The sequence below is a fragment of the Paraburkholderia sp. CNPSo 3281 genome (assembly GCF_024206515.1).
Lineage (GTDB): Bacteria > Pseudomonadota > Gammaproteobacteria > Burkholderiales > Burkholderiaceae > Paraburkholderia > Paraburkholderia nodosa.
Map to the genome: position 1 here is coordinate 14,822 of NZ_JAMBPS010000059.1, position 19,491 is coordinate 34,312.

Here is a 19,491-nt window from a genome sequence, read left to right on the forward strand (position 1 = left end):
TGTTCGAGCGAATGATTGAGTGAGCCGAAAATGGGTGCTTGAACGACGTTCATCCGGCAGTGATAGGTGTGATCCTGTTTGGTTTAGTTAAATTCATAAACGGAGTGGTGTGTGAGTAATTTTGAATGCGCGGGAACCAGCAAGAACCGCGAAGCCGTTCGGGGCGCATCCTCTACGAAACTCAAGCGTGCGATTCAGGCGACCGTCCTGTTTGTCGTCTTCCTTTTCGCGATTTACTACGTTCACGTTGCCGTCTTCGAAGTGAATGTGGTGTTTTATGCTGCGATATCTGACGGTGTGCTGGCGGCGTTCCTGACCGGCGCCGTGATATTCCTGTTGAGATATTTCGATGCACTCAACAAGTTCGAAAAATCACAGCTTGTCGCGATTTGGCTGCTGGCGGGCTATGGTTTTGCCATCTCGGTCCCGACGGTCATTGACCGGTCGCTTTCTTTTTATATTCTCGAAAAGCTTCAGCAACGGGGCGGCGGTATCAAGCTCGACAGTTTCGAAGATGTTTTTACGAAGGAGTACGTAAAAGAGGATCAGCTCGTCGCAGTTCGTCTCACGGAGCAGCAGCAATCAGGGACAATCGTCATTGAAAACGGTTGCGTAAAATTGACGAAGAAGGGCGACGAACTGGCGACTTTCAGTCAGATGTTTCGGCATCACCTTTTGCCGAAGAAGCGCCTACTTATGGGAACATATTCCGACGTGTTGACCGATCCGTTCAGGAATAGTCCGAATATCGAGAGCTATCGCTGCAAATAACTCGCGAAAATTCATGTCGAAAAAACTTAACACCTCGATTGCGATTGGCTCGTTTCTGGTAGCCTTTATGGCTATACCGCTCGCGCAGCTGGCACATTTTTCGATGATGCCGGGCGATCTCGGCGATGCCCGGCTGAATAACTATTTTCTTGAAAATATCTATCAGACACTCCAAGGTGGCCAGAAATCATTCGTCCATCTGAGCTTCTTTTATCCCTATCCATACATTCTTGGATTCTCGGATAATCTTTTTGGTGCCGCGCCTGCTTATCTGATACCTCGATTCATCACAGGGAGCTCGGACACCGCCTTTCAAATCTGGTATCTAATCGGATATGTGGCGAACTACGCGGCGACGTATTACGCTCTAAGGAAGCTTCGTCAGGGTGGGATTGCTGCTGTGGTCGGGGCGATTATTTTCACGTTTGCGTTGCCCGTGACGGCTCAATCCGGGCATGCCCAATTGGTATATCGGTTCGGGGTTCCGCTGTCGGCTACTGCTCTAATTTTTTTTCTGGAACAGAAAAGCTGGCGTTATCTCGCGATCTCGGGGGCGTGGCTCGTCTGGCAGTTTTATTGCACCATTTACGTCGGTTTTTTTCTGCTGATGCTGCTGGTGTCGATCGCGAGCATTTATATTTTGACCCCGTCTATTCGTCGAGCGGAAAGTCTCCGTAGCGCCGCTACTGATTTCTGCGTGTCATGGACGCGCTCGACCTCCGCTGCGAAGATCGGGTTCTCTGTTGCGCTCATAGCTCTTCTCATCTTGATGAGTCTGCTGTTTTATCCGTATCTCAAGGTGAGCGAACTCTACGGGGCGAAGCGGGAATGGAGCGAGATCGCAACGATGCTGCCTCGTATCCAGAGCTATTTCCTCGCAGACTGGTCCTGGTTGTGGACATCGCAGTCGAGAATATTTGCCGATATTCCAATGCGGCATGAGCACCAGCTGTTCATTGGCCTAGTGCCAATGATGCTCGCCGTGTGCGGCGCCATGTTCGGTAGCAGGGAAAAGGATGGGGTCGCGTTTCCCCTGCTCGGCGGAGCGCTGGCATTGCTGATTCTGATTACGGCCTACTTCGGCGGCTATAGTCTTTGGATCCTGTTCTGCAAGCTGCCACTCGCGTCCGCCATTCGTGTAGTTACCCGAATCATTCTCGTACTACTTTTCCCCATTGCGTATCTGGCCGCGTCGTTCGTCGACACTCTGATTGCAAATAAATCATGGGGTCGGCGTCTTGTTCTGGTCGTACTCGTTCCTGCCTTATTGGCCGAGTGCTCCTTCGTTTCGATCGTAGTTAGCCCCAAGGAGCTATGGCGCGAAAGGCTAAGCGCCGTCGAGAGGGAGGTGCCGGCGAACTTGCCAAAGGACGCGGTTCTATTTTTTGCGCAGTCTCACGGTCCTTATTTCTACGCCGATGAGCTGGATGCAATGTGGGTTGCAATCAATAGAGGTCATCCCACATTGAATGGCTATAGCGGAATTTACCCGTCAGGCTACAATGGGTTCTATGGCGATGACTGTGCCGAGATGCCAAAGCGAATCCTTACGTATCTGAATTTCGTCGGGAAATCGAACGATATCGGCGCCTACACGAAGCTGATTGACCGCGTGGTGCCGATCGGATTTGGCAACTGCAACCCGGCTTGGAGGCGCAGCATACCGCAATTGACCCGAGCTTCTAAGAGCTACACACCGGAAGCGTTTCGTGCGCTGTCCCTTCAATATACGGGCCGCTCCGACGCATTGGGTCAGCACTACGTGAACATCAAGATTGAAAATTCGAGTAATCAGCATTTCTCGGCGATTTCTGAGGTCAATACGCCTATTCGGGCATCGTGGCGTGTGCTCGATGCGAACGGGGTCCCAGTAAGCGGGTGGGATACACGAAAGGATTTACCCTTTGATATTCCTGCTCACAGCGATCTCGATCTCTCGCTGCCAGTCGGCGACGCCGTGGTTCGACAAGGGCGGATGCTTGAGGTATCTTTGGTCCAGGAAAATGTATTTTGGGCCCAAGACATCGGCATAAAGCCGCTGCGCATCAATCTGGGCCAGAAGTAATCAACGAATTCAAATGCGTATTTAAACCGATGAAAATTGCGATCGCGGGAACGGGCTATGTCGGGCTGTCGAACGGGGTGCTGCTTTCACAGCATCACGAAGTCGTGGCGCTCGATATCGTCCCCGAAAAAGTCAACATGCTGAACAGAAAGGAGTCTCCCATCGTCGATGCGGAGCTCCAGGACTTCCTGAAGAACAAGCCGCTCAATTTTCGCGCGACGCTCGACAGGCACGAAGCCTACGAAGGGGCAGACTACGTCGTCATCGCGACGCCGACTAATTACGATCCCGAGACGAACTATTTCAATACACAGTCGATCGAGAACGTCATTCGCGACGTCATGGCCATTAGTCCGCAGGCTTGCATGGTCATCAAGTCGACTGTGCCCGTCGGCTACACCGTCAAGACGAGCGAACTGCTCGGCTGCAAGAACCTGATTTTCTCGCCGGAATTTCTGCGCGAGGGCCATGCGCTGCACGACAATCTCTTTCCTTCGCGGATCATCGTGGGAGAGCGTTCAGAACGCGCGCGCAAGTTCGCCGACCTGCTCGTGGAAGGCGCTGCCAAGGAATCGATTTCGGTCCTCTTCACGGACCCGACTGAAGCCGAAGCGATCAAGCTCTTCGCTAACACGTATCTCGCGATGCGCGTATCGTATTTCAACGAGCTCGACACGTACGCGGTGACGCACGATCTGGATAGCAAGCAAATCATCGAAGGCGTGGGGCTCGACCCGCGCATCGGCGGTCACTACAACAATCCGTCGTTCGGTTATGGCGGATACTGCTTGCCGAAGGACACGAAGCAATTGCTTGCGAATTACCGCGACGTGCCGCAGAACCTCATTCACGCCATCGTCAAGTCGAATACGACGCGTAAAGATTTCATCGCTGATTCGATCATCAAGCGGAAGCCGAATGTCGTCGGCATTTATCGGCTGATCATGAAAAGCGGTTCTGATAATTTCCGCTCGTCGAGCATTCAGGGCATCATGAAGCGTGTCAAGGCGAAGGGCATCAATGTCATCGTCTACGAGCCAGAATTGAAGGAAGCGGAGTTCTATCACTCGCGCGTCGTCGAAGGCCTCGCGGAATTCAAGGCACAGGCCGATGTGATCGTGACGAACCGCTTCTCCGACGATCTTATCGACGTAAAGGACAAGGTTTTCACCCGGGATCTGTTTGGGGACAACTAAGGACGGCGCGCCGCCGAAAGGCGCACGACGGATGTCGCGTAATTTGTGAGCCGGGCATCGGGTCACGCTTGCCCGGGATTTACGCGACAAGGCCGTCAGCTGGTCTTATCGTTGTGGGATTCATCCAAAACGCCATCTTTCAGGTGGCGCAGCGCAGAGTGTTTTGCTAAAGAGGTCGCGCGCCTCGACGACTTGCCAGGCGATTCGCCACGCAAACGGGCAGTCTTTGTTGTCTCGAAGCTCCGATTGACCTGGCACGAAGTTTCGTTCGCTCAGTTTTTTTGATTAAGGGGATTGGAGTGCGTGTTTCGAACAGAAAGAGGGTGATGGTCACGGGCGGCGCAGGCTTCCTTGGTTCGCACCTGTGTGAGCGACTGCTGCGTGACGGCTGCGACGTCCTTGCCGTCGATAACTTCTACAGCGGCACGAAAGACAACGTCGCACACTTCATGGGCGATCCGCATTTCGAATTGCTGCGGCATGACGTGACGTTCCCTCTCTATGTCGAGGTCGACGAGATCTACAATCTCGCATGCCCTGCGTCGCCGATCCACTATCAGCGCGACCCGGTCCAGACGACCAAGACGAGCGTTCACGGTGCGATTAACATGCTGGGTCTCGCCAAGCGTACGAAGGCCAAGATACTGCAGGCGTCGACGAGCGAAGTGTACGGCGACCCCGAGATTCATCCCCAGACCGAGGACTATTGGGGGCACGTCAACCCGATCGGTATTCGCTCCTGCTATGACGAAGGGAAGCGTTGCGCCGAAACCCTGTTCTTCGACTACTATCGCCAGCACGGTCTGCAGATCAAGGTCATCCGCATTTTCAACACATACGGGCCGCGAATGCACCCGAACGACGGCCGCGTCGTCAGCAACTTCATCGTACAGGCACTACGCGGTGAGGACATCACGATTTACGGCGATGGCCTGCAAACGCGCAGCTTCTGCTACGTCAACGACCTGATCGACGGGTTCGTGCGGATGATGAATAGTCCCGACGAAGTAACGGGCCCCGTCAACATGGGGAATCCCAACGAATTCACGATCAAGGAGCTCGCGGAGACGGTCCTCGAAATGGTGGGCGGCCACTCGAAACTCGTGTTCAAGCCGTTGCCATCGGACGATCCGAAACAGCGCCAGCCGAACATCGCCGCGGCGAAGGCGACACTCGGCTGGGAGCCGAGTGTCCAACTGCGCGCGGGCTTGCACGACACGATCGAATACTTCCGGAAGTTCCTCCAGGTATGAGCTTCGATCACTACCGCGTCGTCGTCGTGACGCCCGTTTATGAGGACGTGGAGGCCAGTAGTCGCCTGTTCAAGGAGTTGGCCGCACAGTTCGGCGAATCCGTGTTCGTGGTCGCCGTCGATGACGGGTCTGTCAAGCAACCGCTCGAGGCCGAAAGCCTCGAGGTGGCCGGCATCGACGGCGTGGTCTTGAAGCTGCGCCGCAACGTTGGCCACCAGCGTGCGATTGCCATCGGGCTTGGCTACGCTTCTGAGCGCATCCGGCCCCATCAACGCGTGGTCGTCATGGATTCGGACGGCGAAGACCTGCCGTCGACGATCCACAGTCTGCTCACGCAGCTCGAGCCGGCTGATGTCGATGTCGTGGTGGCGCAGCGCAAAAGCCGCGTGGAGACCTTTCGCTTCAAGGCTTTCTACGCTGTCTACAAGACGTTCTATAGTGTCATGACTGGCCGTGCCATTAGCTTCGGCAATTTCATGGCGCTGAAAGCGCACGCCGTGAAGCGCCTCGTCGCCATGCAGGAGTTATCGATTCACGTGGCGGGTGCGGTACTCGCCTCGAAGCTGCGAACCAATACGTGTCCGCTCGATCGCGGACCGCGTTACGCCGGCAAGTCCAAGATGAACTTCGTTGGGCTCGCGCTCCACGGGTTCAAGGGTTTGATGGTGTTTGCAGAAGACGTGCTTGTACGCGTCGGGATCGTCTGCGCGTTGATCGCGGCGCTCTCCGTGGCGGGGGCAGTCCTCGCGATCGTACTGAAGTTGCTTGGCTTTTCGACGCCGGGCTGGTTTTCGGTCGCACTGGGCATTCTGATGCTCATGTTCCTGCAGACCGGCGCGCTCGCGCTGATGACGCTCATGCTGACCGGTGTCGTCCGCAGCGGCTCCGTCACGACCGCTTTTACCTATAACGACTTCATCGACCGCGTGATCGAAGTCGTGCCGCAGAGGAACGTAACTTGAATACCCGCAGTTGGGAAGTGCTGAGATACGTGATCAACGGTCTGTTTGCAACGGCCGTTCATTACAGCGTGCTCACGTTCAATTTGAAGGTGCTGCATTTCCCGTCTGCGGGCGCTGCCAATCTGGTTGCGGCGATTTTTGGCATTGCCGCTTCATTTATTGGTTCCCGTTATTTTGTTTTTCAGAATCGGGAAGGCTCGATCGTTTCGCAGGCCATCAAATTCAGCGGTCTGTATCTCGCGATTGCTGCGTTGCACGGCCTCGTGCTGACGTGCTGGACGGACTGGCTGCGACTCGACTACCGGATCGGCTTTTTGGTTGCGTCGTTCATGCAGATGTCGCTGAGTTACTTCGGCAACAAGCGTCTGGTGTTCGCCGATACGTTGGATCAAGGCAGAAGCAGCTCATTGGAAAGGAGCGGCAAATAAGCGCGTCCGGACGGTGCGTTGTCTCCGTCTTCAGGTGTACTCGATAGACGAGTCAGAGGCGCGTGCCTGCGTGGAGATCCTGCCGCGCGTCCTTGTGGCGACCCAGCTTCAGGGCGATCCGTTCGGCGACGACCAGATGGTCGACGATCTGCTGCGCACATTCTTGAACGCTGGCCCCCTGCGTGCGAATCACGAGATCGGGATTGACTGGCGGGTGATAGGGCGCTCCGAGACCTGTGAACTGCGGAATCTCTCCGCGCCGCGCCCGCCTATAAAGCCCTTTGGGATCGCGCCTCTCGCAGACCGCCAGCGGCGTGTCGATAAATACTTCGACGAACGAGGCGTCGCCTACGATGCGCCGCGCATTATCGCGATGCTCGGGCTCGGGCGAAATAGTCGCCGCGACGGCGACGAACCCTTCGTTACAAAAAAGCGCCGCCACGTGGGCGATGCGCCGAAGGTTTTCAGTGCGCTCGGTCTCGCTAAAGCCGAGATCCGAGTTGAGGCCCGTGCGAAGAACATCCCCGTCGAGCATCGTGGCGTGAAGAGCGAACGTTTGCAATCGGTCGACTAAGGCGCGCGCAATGGTCGATTTGCCCGCCCCGGACATGCCGGTGAGCCATATCACCACGCCTGTCGATGTTCCGGTTTCCACCCTTTGCTGTCCCAATGAAAATGCATGCGATTCAGGATTCTAACTTCTTGCGCAGAGATTGTAATGCCTTGGTAATAAGCCGCAACAATTTTGCAGGCTTGTAACTCTCTGTGATGCAGGAATGACTGTTGATGTTGTCTACCCGGTACCGGGGCACCTTACGAGAATCTTTTGCAAATTCTTCTCATTCCAGTGCCGGTGGTCCGGACACGCACATTCGATCGAGAACTCACCGTTTCAGGCGACCCGCAACATAAGGCGGCGCGTACTGAGACTCGCGAGCCGGCCGCGGGCCTGCCGGGCGACGGGCTCAAGAACGCGGGGGGCGTCGCTGTCAAGGAATGTGATATAACGGCCGGCGGCGACTAGAGCTCACGCAGAATGTTCCGCATGGCGGCACTCATGCACTTGAGGAATAGAGTTTCGTGAAATCAGCAATCATTACGGGCATTACCGGTCAGGACGGCGCCTACCTGACGGAGCAGCTTCTAGAAATGGGCTACATCGTCCACGGCACCTACCGCCGGACGAGCTCCGTCAATTTCTGGCGTCTCGAAGAACTCGGCGTCGCTCATCATCAGAATCTGCGGCTCGTCGAGCACGACCTGCTGGATGCGGGTAGCTGTATTCGCCTGATGGAGCGGGCTCAGCCTGACGAGGTCTATAACCTAGCCGCACAAAGCTTCGTTGGCGTGTCGTTCGAGCAGCCGGCGCTCACTGCCCAGGTGACTGGGGTTGGCGCGCTGAATCTGCTTGAGGCACTTCGCATCATCAATCCGAAGGCGCGTTTCTATCAGGCCAGCACGTCGGAGATGTTCGGCAAGGTGCAGGCCATTCCTCAGACGGAATCCACGCCGTTCTACCCACGCAGCCCGTACGGTGTCGCCAAGCTCTACGCGCACTGGATTACGGTGAATTACCGCGAAAGCTACAACATGTTTGCGTCGAGCGGCATTCTTTTCAATCACGAGTCGCCGCTGCGCGGCCGCGAGTTCGTGACGCGCAAGATCACCGATTCGCTTGCGAAAATCAGCCTCGGCCAGCTCGACGTGCTCGAGCTCGGCAACCTGGACGCACAGCGCGACTGGGGCTATGCGAAGGAATACGTGGAAGGCATGTGGCGCATGTTGCAGGCCGATCAACCTGATACTTATGTGCTTGCAACCAACCGCACGGTGACCGTTCGCGATTTCGTCAACGCAGCGGCGAAGTGTCTTAGCATCGGTATCGAATGGCAAGGTACCGCGGAAAACGAAATCGGACGTGATCGCCAGAGCGGCAAGACGATCGTACGCGTGAATCCGGCGTTCTACCGTCCGGCCGAAGTCGATCTGCTCATCGGCGATGCGCGGAAGGCTCACGATGAGCTTGGCTGGGCGCCGAAGACTTCACTTGAAACGCTGTGCCAGATGATGGTCGAAGCGGATGTCGCGCGTAACAAGAAGGGGATGTCGTTCTGATGGCTTCAGTGTTGATTACAGGGGCCGAGGGCTTCACGGGGCGGTATGTTGCGCAAGCATTGCGCGCGCGCGGCCATCAGGTTTCGAGTCTCGTGCGACGCTGTGACGTGCCCACCCCCGATGTGTACGTATGCGATCTGCAGGACCGCGCAGGTCTCGCGGAGGTGGTGGCGCGTGTGCGAGCCGACTGGGTCGTGCATCTCGCCGCCATCTCGTTCGTCGGGCACGGCAATCCTGGCGAAATTTACGCGACCAACGTCGTAGGATCGCGCAATCTGCTCGAAGCGCTCGCGGCGGACGAAAAGAAACCTTCGGCGGTGCTGCTTGCAAGCAGCGCGAACATTTATGGCGCGGGCCCGCTAGGGCTGCCGATCCCGGAGACGGCACCGTATCATCCTGCTAACGACTACGCCGTGAGCAAGGTCGCGCTCGAATACATGGCGCAGCTCTGGACGGACCGGTTGCCGATCATCACGGTGCGCCCGTTCAATTGCATCGGCGTGGGCCAATCGCTGAGTTTTCTCGTTGCGAAGATGGCGGATCACTTCCGTCGGCGTGCGCCGGTCATTGAGCTGGGCAATCGGGATGTGGCTCGCGACTTCTCCGATGTGCGCTGGGTGGCTGATGTGTATTGCAGGCTGCTCGAGAAGGCGCCAGTCGGCGAAGTGTACAACGTGTGTTCGGGCCATGCGGTCACGCTCACGCACGTGCTGCAGACAATGTCCACGATCACCGGTCACGATATCGAAGCGCGGACCAATCCCAACTTTGTGCGTGATCACGAGGTGAAATCGCAGTGCGGCGATAACCACAAGCTGTTGAGCGCCATCGGGCAGCTCGATGCGCCGACACTCTACGACACCTTGCACTGGATGTTGTCCGATAGCGACGCCGCCTGAAAGCGGCGGGCATTCTGCCAGCTACCGTCGCGTCGCGCCGAGGTACTGCGCTCGGCTCATCCTTCGCAGCCGCGCTTGCCCGAAAACCAGTGCGGCTGCATTCAGCCTTACTCAAACCCCCGCGGATTTTTCTCCTGCCAGCGCCAATGATCCACGCACATGCGTTCGATTCCGAACTCTGCTTTCCAGCCGATGAGCTTTTCCGCCGCGAGCGGATTCGCATAGCATTCGGCGATATCGCCAGGCCGGCGCGCCACGATCTCATAGGGCACGGGGCGCCCTGAGGCCTGTTCGAACGCCTTCACGACTTCGAGCACACTGTAGCCGCGCCCGGTGCCGAGATTCACGACCAGGCCTTCGGCACGCGAGGCAAGCGCGTCGAGCGCCTTGAGGTGGCCCTTCGCCAGATCGACCACGTGAATATAGTCGCGCACACCCGTGCCGTCCGGGGTCGGATAGTCGCCGCCGAACACGCGCAGCTTTTCGAGTTTGCCCACCGCCACTTGCGCGACGTAAGGCATGAGGTTGTTCGGAATGCCCGCCGGATCCTCGCCGATCAGCCCGCTTTCATGCGCGCCCACCGGATTGAAATATCGCAGCACCGCAATGCGCCACTCCGGGTCCGAGATCTCGATGTCACGCAGGATCTGTTCGGCGATGAGCTTCGACTGGCCGTAGGGATTCGTTGCCGAGAGCGGAAACGATTCATCGATCGGCGAGCGTTCGGGCATGCCATACACCGTGGCCGAAGAGCTGAACACGACCTGCTTCACGCTATGCTGGCGCATCACGTCGAGAACCACGAGCAATCCGTCGACATTGTTGCGGTAATACTCGATAGGCTTCGCCACCGACTCGCCCACGGCCTTGAGCGCCGCGAAATGGATCACGCCCGTGATGCGATGCGCTTCAAAAACACGCGAAACCGCGGTGGCGTCGCGCACGTCGGCTTCGTAGAATGCCACGGGTTTGCCGGTGATCTGCTCGACGCGCTTGAGCGATTCGCTGCTGCTGTTGACGAGATTGTCGATCGCGACTACCTCATAGCCGCCATTGAGCAGCTCGACGCAGGTATGCGAGCCGATATAGCCCGCCCCGCCGGTGACGAGGATGGTGCCCTTTGAGTTCGTCGCAGTCATGCCGTGTTCGTTCCCGTGAAATCCAGACTCGATCAAAAAGTCGACCCGGTGATTTCCCGGATCAGTTCCCGGTAGCGTTGTACCACAACGCGCTCATCGAATTCTTTCTCGATTTTTTTCCGGCCGCGCCCGGCCATGGCCGCGCGCGCCGGCCTGTCGAGGTCCAGCATCCGCGCGAGGCTGGCGGCTAGCGAGGCAGCGTCGCGCGCTTCGCACAGCAGGCCGTTCACACCGTCGGCAACCACTTCGCGGCAGCCAGGCACGTTGGTGGCGACGATCGGGCGGCCCATTGCGCTCGCTTCCATCAGCGTACGCGGTACGCCTTCGCGATACGAGGGCAGCACGACGCAGTCCGCATCGGCGATAAAGGGGCGCACATCGGCCGTTTCGCCCAGGTATTCGATCACGCCTTCGCGCTCCCACGCCGCCACTTCATCACGCGAGATCGCGCTCGGGTTGTCCACGCCCACTGGGCCGAGCAGCTGGAAGCGCACGTGCGGATAGCGCGCGCGCAGCGTGCGCGCGGCCTCGACATACTCGCCCACGCCCTTGTCCCAGAGCAGCCGGCCAATCAGAACGAACGCAAACTCTGCGCGCTCGGGCAACGGCGTGAAGGGGAAATCGTCGAGATCGACACCTTCGCCGTGCAGCAGCCTCGCGCGTTCGGGATGCGCGAGGAGATTGCCCTCCTTGAAAGCGGCTTCGTCGTCGCGATTGAGGAACCACACTTCGCGCGGGAAGCGGAACGCGAAACGATACAAACGCTTGGCGACCTGCGCGGCGCGGCTTTTCTGGATGAACACGTAACCGAGGCCCGTCGTGACCGCCACCGAAGGCGTGCGCGCGAGCCACGCGGCAATCGATCCGTAGATATTTGGCTTGATTGTGTAGTGAAACACGACGCCCGCCTTGAGCGCGCGATACTGGCGATAGAGCGCGAGGAGCGTGCGCAGGTCGTCGAGCGGATTCGTGCCCTTCGAGGCCACCGGCAGTTCGACGCAGCGGCAGCCCATGGCGGCGAGCGGCTCGAAGGTGCGGTCGCGCGGCGCGATCACGGTGACTTGCGCGCCCGCTTCTGTGAGTGCACGCAACAGGCCGCGCCGATACGTGTAGATCGCCCAAGCCGTGTTGCAGACGAGGGCGACTTGCAGCGGATGCCGGCGAGCGGCGGACTGGGGCGCGCTGGCGGTGGTTTGGACGGGCGAGGAATTCACGGAGAGGGAGCGTCGTTGACACGGAATAGCGGCAGCGGCCGGGGCGCACATTTTAGCCGACGGGCATCAAAACCTGCCCAGCCGCGGCGGCGGACCAAGAGCCCGCCACCCTCGGTTATGAGGAGCCGCTGCGCCTTGAGCAACGTCAGCCTACTCCGCGTGTATGTTTCTCGCCCACCGAGCCTTATCAGACGAGAGCACGGCGCGTACTGCCATGCCCCCTCCAGAATGAGAGCGATTTTCACCGAGGGCAATGTCAATGAGATCTCAGTCGAACATATCGCTGGCGAAGTCGTTGGCTATTTCGAAGAGCAAAACTAGGCAAAGTCGAATGAATGCGCAGACCAGACGGCTCGTCCTAAACAGGAGCTGACTTGACGTCCGTGCGGTCCGTGATCGCTGCGAGGATGGCCAGCACGGTCGCGTAGAAAGATACCGTGCTTTTCAGGTCGAAGGTCTCGACCGTCAGCCCAAAGACGAAGAACATCAAGACGAAGGACAGGCCCATGAGCGCAGTACGCCGCGTCGTCCTCGATGCGGACTTGAGCTTCGCAGCGAAAAAAAATGCCGGCACGATATAGATCGCGAGCAGCGCGAGGCCGCCCACAATGCCGTAGTTAGCCATGTAGGCGAGCAACTGGTTGTGCACTTCGCCTTCGCCGAACTGCGCCGCCGTGGGAGTGAGCGCGCCTTGCTTCGCCATCGAGGTCATCTTGTCGCGAAACCCGTCGCCACCGAGGCCGAGCACCGGATGTTCGGCGATAAGTGTCGAAGCCGCCTCATAGAGCTGCAGACGTATGCCTACCGACGTGTCGCGGTGACCTTGCGTGTACTGCGTCAGGTCGGATGACACCTCGTCGACGCGCTCGCGCACTGTTCCCGACAGACCGTACACGAGCCCAAACAGCAGCGCGACAGTCACTGGCATCAGCACCTTCCAGTAGAAAGGCTTGTTGCGGCCGAGTTCCCACACGATCAGCAAGGCAACGAGCGGAATTGCCGCCCAGCCACCGCGCGCGCCAGACAGCAGCGAAGTGGCGACGCCCGCAAACAGGCTCACGATCTTGATCGCGCGCCAGAGCGCCGAATCTTTGCGCCACCAGTTCAGCGCAATCGCCGACAGCACGCCGAGCGCGAGCGCGAGATCGCCAAAATGGATCGGGTTCAGGAACGCACTGCCGATGCGGCCTGAGCCCCAATCGCGCGGCATGAAAAGGCCAAGAGCGAGTGCCGACATGGCCCCCAGCGCGAAGGAGAGGTCCGCCCAGACGAAGATTCGCGGCGGCGCGCGCCGTAGGGCCAGAAAGATCGGAATCGCGAGCAGGAACCGCGACGGCGAGTCCCAGGTTTTGAACAAGGGATGCCCATGCGAGAGCGTGCTGAGCGCCACGGCGGCGACGGGGCCGCATAGCGCGATGCAAAACGCGAGTGCGTGACGCTCGAGCGGTGCGTAGCCATACGGTGCGCCTGCGGGCCGCGAGCACAATGCCGCCAACGAAATGACGCCCGCCCCAATCGATACGGCGCTCGAAGCGCCTTGTACGAGCATGGCGATAGAGGGAAAAGCGAGCAGGAAAGCCGCGGTCAGCCAGTCGCTGGGCGCGGTGCGTCGGGAATCAATCGTAACTGCTGTGGGCATCGCTACACTGCTGTTGTCTGTAAGGGCGGGTTGTTTGGATTACGTCCCCGTGTTACGTCCTCACTACGCAGCTTTGTGGGTGCGAAGCATGACGCGAAAAGCAGTATTGTACGCATTCGTTATCCTCGCCCGACACTGTGCCCAAAAATCTGTGCACTACTTTGGTGATCGCCACCGGCTAGATTAAAATAGCGATCAAACATAGCGCCGATAACCGCCCTGGGACGCAGGAGGAGGGGCGCGCATCGCACTCTGGTATGACGATTGGCTGCGCCTCGCGTGCCATTGGGCTACACTGCGCGCGCCGCGCGCGTTTCCAGCCTCGTCCGAGCCTCACTCATGCTTCGTTCCCTTGCCGCCCTCCTGATCTTCCAGTGTCTCGGCGAGAGCGTGTCCTACGTGTTCTCGCTGCCCGTGCCCGGTCCCGTGATCGGCATGATTCTCTTGTTTGCCTTTGCGTTGATGCGGCCCGCCGCCGCCGAGGCCATCGAGCCGACCGCGCTCGAATTGTTGCGCCATCTCTCGCTGCTCTTCATTCCGGCGGGCGTGGGCATCATGGTGTCGGCGCAAGCGGTGCGCGGCGAGGCGCTCGCCGTGATCGCGAGCCTCGTCGTGAGCACGACGCTCGGCATCGCGGTGACGGCGCTCGTCACGCGCGCGTTGTTGCGTCGCCAGCGGCGCAACCCAACGGCCGGGGAGGGTGCATCGTGAACAGCCACTTGCCCACCACAAAGCTCGATGCGATCTGGGTCTATCTCGCTGCCACGCCGCTGCTCGGCTTGACGGTGACGCTCGTCGCCTATCTCATCGCCATCAATATCTACGCGCGCGCAAAGCACAATCCGCTCGCGAATCCGGTGCTCATTGCTGTGGCGCTCGTCGTTGCAGCGCTCAAAATCACCGATACGCCGTATCGCACGTATTTCGAGGGCGCCCAGTTCGTGCACTTCCTGCTTGGCCCCGCGACTGTCGCGCTCGCCCTGCCGCTTTATCGTCAGTGGGACAAGCTCAAGCGCGGCGCGCTGCCATTGCTCGGCGGGCTCGTTGCAGGCTCGCTCACGGCGATCGTGTCGGCGGTCGGCGTCGCCAAGCTCTTCGGCGCCTCGCATCAGACCATCGCTTCACTCGCGCCGAAGTCCGTTACCACACCGATCGCCATGGCCGTTGCCGACAAGATCGGCGGCATCCCGTCTCTGACTGCCGTGCTCGTGATATCGACGGGCGTGTTCGGTGCGGTGACTGCGCGCTGGATTCTCAACGTGATTCGCGTGCGTGAGACCGAGGTGCGTGGCTTCGCGATCGGCGTCGCGTCGCATGGCATCGGCACCGCGCGTGCGTTTCAGGTGAGCGAGGAAATGGGGGCGTTTTCCGGGCTTGGTATGGGTCTCAACGGTGTGTTCACTGCCTTCGTCGTGCCTGTATTGCTGCCGGTCCTGCTGCGGTGGATGTAGAAAAATTTTCCGCGCTGGTGGCGTACTGCTCCAGTAGGAGCGTCGGCAGACCGGTGGTTTAGGCGCCTAAACGCCTAAACCCGGAATGGCGCTGTTTCTGTTTAGCTTTTGACGGAATCCCGGCTCGTAGACGGTGCCGCCGTCGGTTCAAATGGTTCACACCTTGCGTTTTTAGTTAAGTTGATGTTTTTTAAATGAAAAAGCCAACTGGAAGGAGCGCTTCCGTTTAGGCGCCTAAACGCAATCCTTGCGATATTTAGATTAATTGTTGAGCGATGAAGAAGTTTTTTCCTCATTGTCTGACATTGGATGGATAATCCGACCCGAAAACTGATTTTCGAGGCGCTACGCTCGGCATGATACGAAGCAATTGAATCTGTGCCGGCCGCTGAGCCGCCGTTCGGCGACGACAACGTCGATTTGCCTGCCAGTCATCGACGAATACGCGTACCCGTGTGTGTCGGCCGATTGCCGCATCTACAGCGCGCACCCTGTATCCCCGAAGCGCAAATAGACCATCGCCGAGTCGGCGGTTGGCATTTCCTAGCTCGCCGCCGTGCCAGTTATCGCGATGAGCATATTCGGCGCCGTGAGCGCACGCAGCGCACTTCGTCACCGGGTGTGCGCCCATACTTGGCCCTGTTCGGGGAGGTCAATTGTGCGACCCTGGTCGAAGTAGCCCGCTAGTTGGTTGCCCAGATCGGCGCTGAGACCCGGAGCAATGTCCGCTGCGTTGCCTGCACGCAGGATCTCCGGAGACTCGGGCACGCTCACTTCGTTCGTTGGCAAACTCGACGTCGTCGCGCTCGCTGGTACGGGCGATACAAGCGCAGAATCTGAAATAGATCGTTGCCGTAGCAACTCACGACGAAGCATCGCCTCCGCAAGCGCCTTCAACAGCATTGTGCGCTCGTGCGCCGATACACAACGGCTCAATCGTTCATACAGCAACGGTGAGATGAGAGGGTTGATCGTCACCTGCATCACGATTTTGTCACTCATGCCGCGCCGTCTTCACGCGCAAGTCCAGCTTCGCCGATGATCAGGAATCCGCGCGCGTTTGCGAGGCACGGTGAGTCAATTTGTTCAATGACGACGCGAGGGAACCTGCGACGGATCGCCGGGGCGAAAAGGTTCGCACCGCCTCCTGAAAGAATGATTGAGCGCACGTCGGGAAGGGCGCCGACGTGGCTCTGTACCGCCATCGCAACGTCGGCAATGATCGGCGCTGCCAGCGCGACATACGGCGCGAGGTCAATATTTTTGCCATAAAAGAAGAAGGGTGTCTTCTGTCGCAGTGCCTTGTCAATGCGCTCGATTTCGTCGACCTTTTCGTTTTCGTCGCGTGAAATGAGGTTAGCGATGTGCCGGGAGATCTGCGATGTGCCGACAGGAATACCGCCGCCGCGGTTGTAATCCATCGTGAAGCCGTTCGTGTAGACCCAGTCCGTCGTGAAGTAGCCCACGTCGACAACCAGGTGCGCATCGTCACGTCCGAAACTGCCTCCGCGGGAACTGGTCGCTTGCACGAGCGAACCGAGGGGCTGCGGGATGACAACTACCTTCTCGACTACGACTCGACCGTGTCCGAAGTCATGCTCCCCGATGAAGCGTTCCTTTAGCGTTGCTGAGTACTTTTCGGTATTGCGAACGGGCAAGCCAAGAACGAGATACTTGATGCGCGTGGCGCCGGATAGATGAATCGCTCCAAAGAGGAGTGCCGCGTAGTCACGACTCAGCGCGTAGTCGTTGCCGAGCGCACGCCCTGTCCTGTCATAAGCCGCAGTGATCGGCACGTCTGGGCCAACCTCATAGTCGATGCGGTCGATAGTGATCGTCGCGACTTCACGCGCGCCAAAAATGCTCTCGCTATCACCCGAATGCGTGCGGAGCGGGGCCAGCGGCGTGAGAGACGGAAATATGCCAGTCACGACCGCGCCATTCGCGGCACGGTATGCGTACTTTGTATTTCCGTAGCCGACGTCGACGGCGAAGACCGGGGTTTTCATAGTGTGTGTCCTTTAGAGGAGCGTGGCAGGGTTGAGCAGATATCGACTGCACGTCGGGAGACTCGCTTTGCTTTTCTAAGGGCCTCCAATTCCTTCCGGGGATTGCTTCGCATGCAATGCAATCTGGGGACATGCTTCGACTTTGCAGGGACCAGTCTATCGAGTTCGACGACACTCCAGTTCGGCGAAATCTCACAAAAACAGGGGCTCTTTTGCCCGCTTTCGTTTGCCTCTTCCGCGCCGATCGACCGCTTCGAGGCGGGGGTGTGGCGCGGGAACACTGCAAACGGTCCGAGTATCCTGACCGTGCTGTAATGCTAGCGAAACCAGGTCGGCTTTCGGCGCGTTGGAGTTTGCAGGCGCCTGCGTGCTAAAACCCGGAAAGCTCAACAAAAACGTATAGCTTTCCAGATTAAATTGCGCAGGCGCCTTGTCAACGCAGGTGCGCTAACTTGCCATCGAGGATGCCGTGCGGGACTGGAACGCTAGCGCGGTTCATCGGGAGTGAACGTGCCCGATCTGTTTGTGCTTCTCATGATCGGCTGTCTTGACTACTGGTTCAGCACACGCTCGCGCAACGCCCGCCGCGACGACAGGCCCAATCCGTGGCACGCAGCCCAAGAGGAGCCTAGATGGCTACGTGCCTATAGCTGCACGGCGAGACGAGCGGAGCCGACTTGTCTATCGTGCTCAACGCCTCAATTCTCGAAAGTGAAATGGTCTCTCGCCGAGATTAGCTGCGAGATAACTCTAAAGGCGTCGCAATTATTGCCGTTTAAATGATCGCTTCGCCGCGCTCTGTGATGCGTGGTGAATTGATCAACTTTCTTGGCGCTGGCGACAGCGTGCGCGTATGCCCTTGACGAGTAAGTGCCAGAAGGGCCACCCGTCGCATTGCGGCAAGAGGCTACCGTGAGCTGCACCGTCTCACATAGAGAACCAGTATGACAAACAAAAAGAAGCCGCCTTTAGGCCTGAATCCCGAGCCGACCGTGCGCGAGGAAGCGATCGACCTTCGTTCGCAGTCGCACATGCAGTCGCTTCTCGCCAAAGACCTTGGCGACGACACTGGGAATGCTGTCACTGAGAAGCGCAAGGCGCCCCCGGAAATGTCCGCGCGCGAGGTGACATTGCTGGTTGCTTCGCATCGGCAGATAAAGGATGAGCTAACGGCAACACGAGAGCAGGTGGAGTCAGTCAGCAACGAGATGGCTAGGCTGCATGCGCTGTACGACGCAAGCCAGGCAGAAGAGCTTCGCCTGCGGCGCGAAATGGAACAGATGCAGCTCGAACGGCGGAAGACCCAGGAAGCGAACGATTACCTGCGCAACGAACTCTTCCTCGTCTCAGGCAGTAGGAGCGCACTTCACCAGCAGATCAGCGAAACTGAGCGCGAGCGCGACGCTGCCCGCCGAGAGGCCTCGGAGATGCGGAAGCAGCTGCAGAAGTGGGACCCTACCGAGGCACGGGGGCATCTGCGCCACATTCATGAGCAGTGCAGCAGGCGCCTCACCGAGTGGCGGCAACTTGACGAGAAGATCGACGCGCTGAAGGCCGAAGAAGCCGCGATCGGCGCGAAGCTGCAGGAGCGCAAAGCGGCGCTCGAAGCTTGTACCCGTGTCGACGAGCAAATGAACGCGCTTTGGATCGACTTCGGTGAACTTGCGCAGCGGTACCACAGTGCCTTGCGACTGAGCGCCGGCGAAGGCAATCCCGAGCGATACGAGGCGATCTTCGGCGCGCTTGCAGATGTCGTCGGCAAGCTCCACATGGAGATCGAGGCCGCGAGCAAGGGCCGCCGCTCCAACATGCGGGTGCGGAGAACGCGGCGACGCGGGGGAATGGCGCGTTTCACATGAACCGGAATGACCAAGGAAAAACGGTTGTGCACCCAACCTGAAGAGGCTGTCGTAAGCCGGAAGACGATTGGTGTGAATGCAGCTGAAGCCATGAAGCCGAGCGGCCAGTCGCGCGCGTAGAGATGGCCAGAGAAATGCAGTACGAGTAAAACAGTGCGGGAGCCAACGTGCGCTCTCAGCCGGGGGCTGCTCGCGATAGGTTGTGCGCCTTTACATGCACCGAAAATTTTCGCCTGATTGCAGCAAGTCCAATGCGGCGCAAGCGCTTCAGCTGCGGTTCTACCCCGCTGGCCATGCGGCGTGGCGAACGCCAGCCCAATGATCGCCTTGCGTTGGCTGAGCATGTGGTGGACCACCGACCTCCCTGCCGTCAGGACTACGGAGTAGTGGCGCGGCGACGCGAACTTGACATTCCCCACAGCGTGTAACGATGGACTCAGGCTCCGGTGACGCAGCGCGTCGTGTTGTGCATCAGGGCTTAACGTCAAGGG

General features: G+C 58.8%; 17 protein-coding genes. 11 read left to right on the top strand and 6 right to left on the bottom strand.

Translation table 11 applies throughout. The features are described 5' to 3' along the window. Window positions 1–111: 111 nt before the first annotated feature. The 6 genes from M3I56_RS34185 (at window position 112) to M3I56_RS34210 (ending at window position 6,675) form a co-directional block, all read left to right on the top strand. On the top strand, window positions 112–771 hold the full coding sequence (locus tag M3I56_RS34185) for a hypothetical protein (protein WP_254357759.1): 660 nt from the start codon (window positions 112–114) through the stop codon (window positions 769–771). Between the two features lie 13 nt (window positions 772–784). Continuing rightward, window positions 785–2,836: a hypothetical protein gene (locus tag M3I56_RS34190; protein WP_254357760.1), complete on the top strand. Its 2,052-nt coding sequence runs from the start codon at window positions 785–787 to the stop codon at window positions 2,834–2,836. A 29-nt stretch (window positions 2,837–2,865) separates the two neighbouring features. Further along, on the top strand, window positions 2,866–4,032 hold the full coding sequence (locus M3I56_RS34195; protein ID WP_254357761.1) for a nucleotide sugar dehydrogenase: 1,167 nt from the start codon (window positions 2,866–2,868) through the stop codon (window positions 4,030–4,032). Between the two features lie 326 nt (window positions 4,033–4,358). Continuing rightward, complete coding sequence (locus M3I56_RS34200; RefSeq protein ID WP_302057115.1) at window positions 4,359–5,285, top strand: UDP-glucuronic acid decarboxylase family protein; 927 nt, start codon at window positions 4,359–4,361, stop codon at window positions 5,283–5,285. Continuing rightward, window positions 5,282–6,247 (top strand): glycosyltransferase, encoded by a 966-nt coding sequence (locus M3I56_RS34205; RefSeq protein WP_254357763.1) that lies wholly within the window; start codon window positions 5,282–5,284, stop codon window positions 6,245–6,247. Before M3I56_RS34200 ends, M3I56_RS34205 begins: the two co-directional genes overlap by 4 nt. Further along, complete coding sequence (locus tag M3I56_RS34210) at window positions 6,244–6,675, top strand: GtrA family protein (RefSeq protein WP_254357764.1); 432 nt, start codon at window positions 6,244–6,246, stop codon at window positions 6,673–6,675. The genes M3I56_RS34205 and M3I56_RS34210 overlap by 4 nt, the downstream gene beginning before the upstream one ends. Before the next feature lie 52 nt (window positions 6,676–6,727). Here the strand turns inward: M3I56_RS34210 and cysC are convergent, their stop codons facing one another. After that, the gene (gene cysC / locus M3I56_RS34215) at window positions 6,728–7,330 is read right to left on the bottom strand and encodes an adenylyl-sulfate kinase (protein ID WP_254357765.1); all 603 of its coding nucleotides are present in this window, start codon (window positions 7,328–7,330) and stop codon (window positions 6,728–6,730) included. 425 nt (window positions 7,331–7,755) lie between these two features. Between cysC and gmd the strand changes: the two genes are divergently transcribed. Together gmd and M3I56_RS34225 are read left to right on the top strand one after the other, a co-directional pair. Continuing rightward, window positions 7,756–8,790: a GDP-mannose 4,6-dehydratase gene (gene gmd / locus M3I56_RS34220; protein ID WP_254357766.1), complete on the top strand. Its 1,035-nt coding sequence runs from the start codon at window positions 7,756–7,758 to the stop codon at window positions 8,788–8,790. Continuing rightward, complete coding sequence (locus M3I56_RS34225) at window positions 8,790–9,689, top strand: NAD-dependent epimerase/dehydratase family protein (protein ID WP_254357767.1); 900 nt, start codon at window positions 8,790–8,792, stop codon at window positions 9,687–9,689. The genes gmd and M3I56_RS34225 overlap by 1 nt, the downstream gene beginning before the upstream one ends. A gap of 107 nt (window positions 9,690–9,796) precedes the next feature. Here M3I56_RS34225 and galE read toward each other — a convergent pair whose 3' ends face one another. The 3 genes from galE to M3I56_RS34240 all read right to left on the bottom strand — a co-directional run bounded on the left by galE (window position 9,797) and on the right by M3I56_RS34240 (window position 13,681). Next, window positions 9,797–10,828, bottom strand: coding sequence for a UDP-glucose 4-epimerase GalE (galE, locus tag M3I56_RS34230; protein WP_254357768.1), 1,032 nt, complete (start codon window positions 10,826–10,828; stop codon window positions 9,797–9,799). A gap of 32 nt (window positions 10,829–10,860) precedes the next feature. Continuing rightward, on the bottom strand, window positions 10,861–11,979 hold the full coding sequence (locus tag M3I56_RS34235; protein WP_254357783.1) for a glycosyltransferase family 4 protein: 1,119 nt from the start codon (window positions 11,977–11,979) through the stop codon (window positions 10,861–10,863). A 421-nt stretch (window positions 11,980–12,400) separates the two neighbouring features. Further along, window positions 12,401–13,681: an O-antigen ligase gene (locus M3I56_RS34240; protein WP_254357769.1), complete on the bottom strand. Its 1,281-nt coding sequence runs from the start codon at window positions 13,679–13,681 to the stop codon at window positions 12,401–12,403. A gap of 339 nt (window positions 13,682–14,020) precedes the next feature. On the opposite strand from M3I56_RS34240, the gene M3I56_RS34245 reads away from it, so the two are divergent. Further along, window positions 14,021–14,392 (top strand): CidA/LrgA family protein, encoded by a 372-nt coding sequence (locus M3I56_RS34245; RefSeq protein WP_254357770.1) that lies wholly within the window; start codon window positions 14,021–14,023, stop codon window positions 14,390–14,392. Continuing rightward, window positions 14,389–15,132 carry an LrgB family protein gene (locus M3I56_RS34250; RefSeq protein ID WP_254357771.1) on the top strand — a complete coding sequence of 248 codons (744 nt, stop codon included), beginning with the start codon at window positions 14,389–14,391 and terminating at the stop codon, window positions 15,130–15,132. The genes M3I56_RS34245 and M3I56_RS34250 overlap by 4 nt, the downstream gene beginning before the upstream one ends. A gap of 612 nt (window positions 15,133–15,744) precedes the next feature. On the opposite strand, the gene M3I56_RS34255 is transcribed toward M3I56_RS34250, so the two are convergent. Together M3I56_RS34255 and M3I56_RS34260 are read right to left on the bottom strand one after the other, a co-directional pair. Further along, entirely contained in the window at window positions 15,745–16,134 is a 390-nt protein-coding gene (locus M3I56_RS34255; protein ID WP_254357772.1) for a hypothetical protein, read from the bottom strand. Next, complete coding sequence (locus M3I56_RS34260; RefSeq protein ID WP_254357773.1) at window positions 16,131–17,141, bottom strand: PRTRC system protein D; 1,011 nt, start codon at window positions 17,139–17,141, stop codon at window positions 16,131–16,133. Before M3I56_RS34260 ends, M3I56_RS34255 begins: the two co-directional genes overlap by 4 nt. A 944-nt stretch (window positions 17,142–18,085) precedes the next feature. Here M3I56_RS34260 and M3I56_RS34265 point away from each other — a divergent pair. Beyond that, on the top strand, window positions 18,086–19,000 hold the full coding sequence (locus M3I56_RS34265; protein WP_254357774.1) for a hypothetical protein: 915 nt from the start codon (window positions 18,086–18,088) through the stop codon (window positions 18,998–19,000). Window positions 19,001–19,491 lie beyond the last annotated feature (491 nt).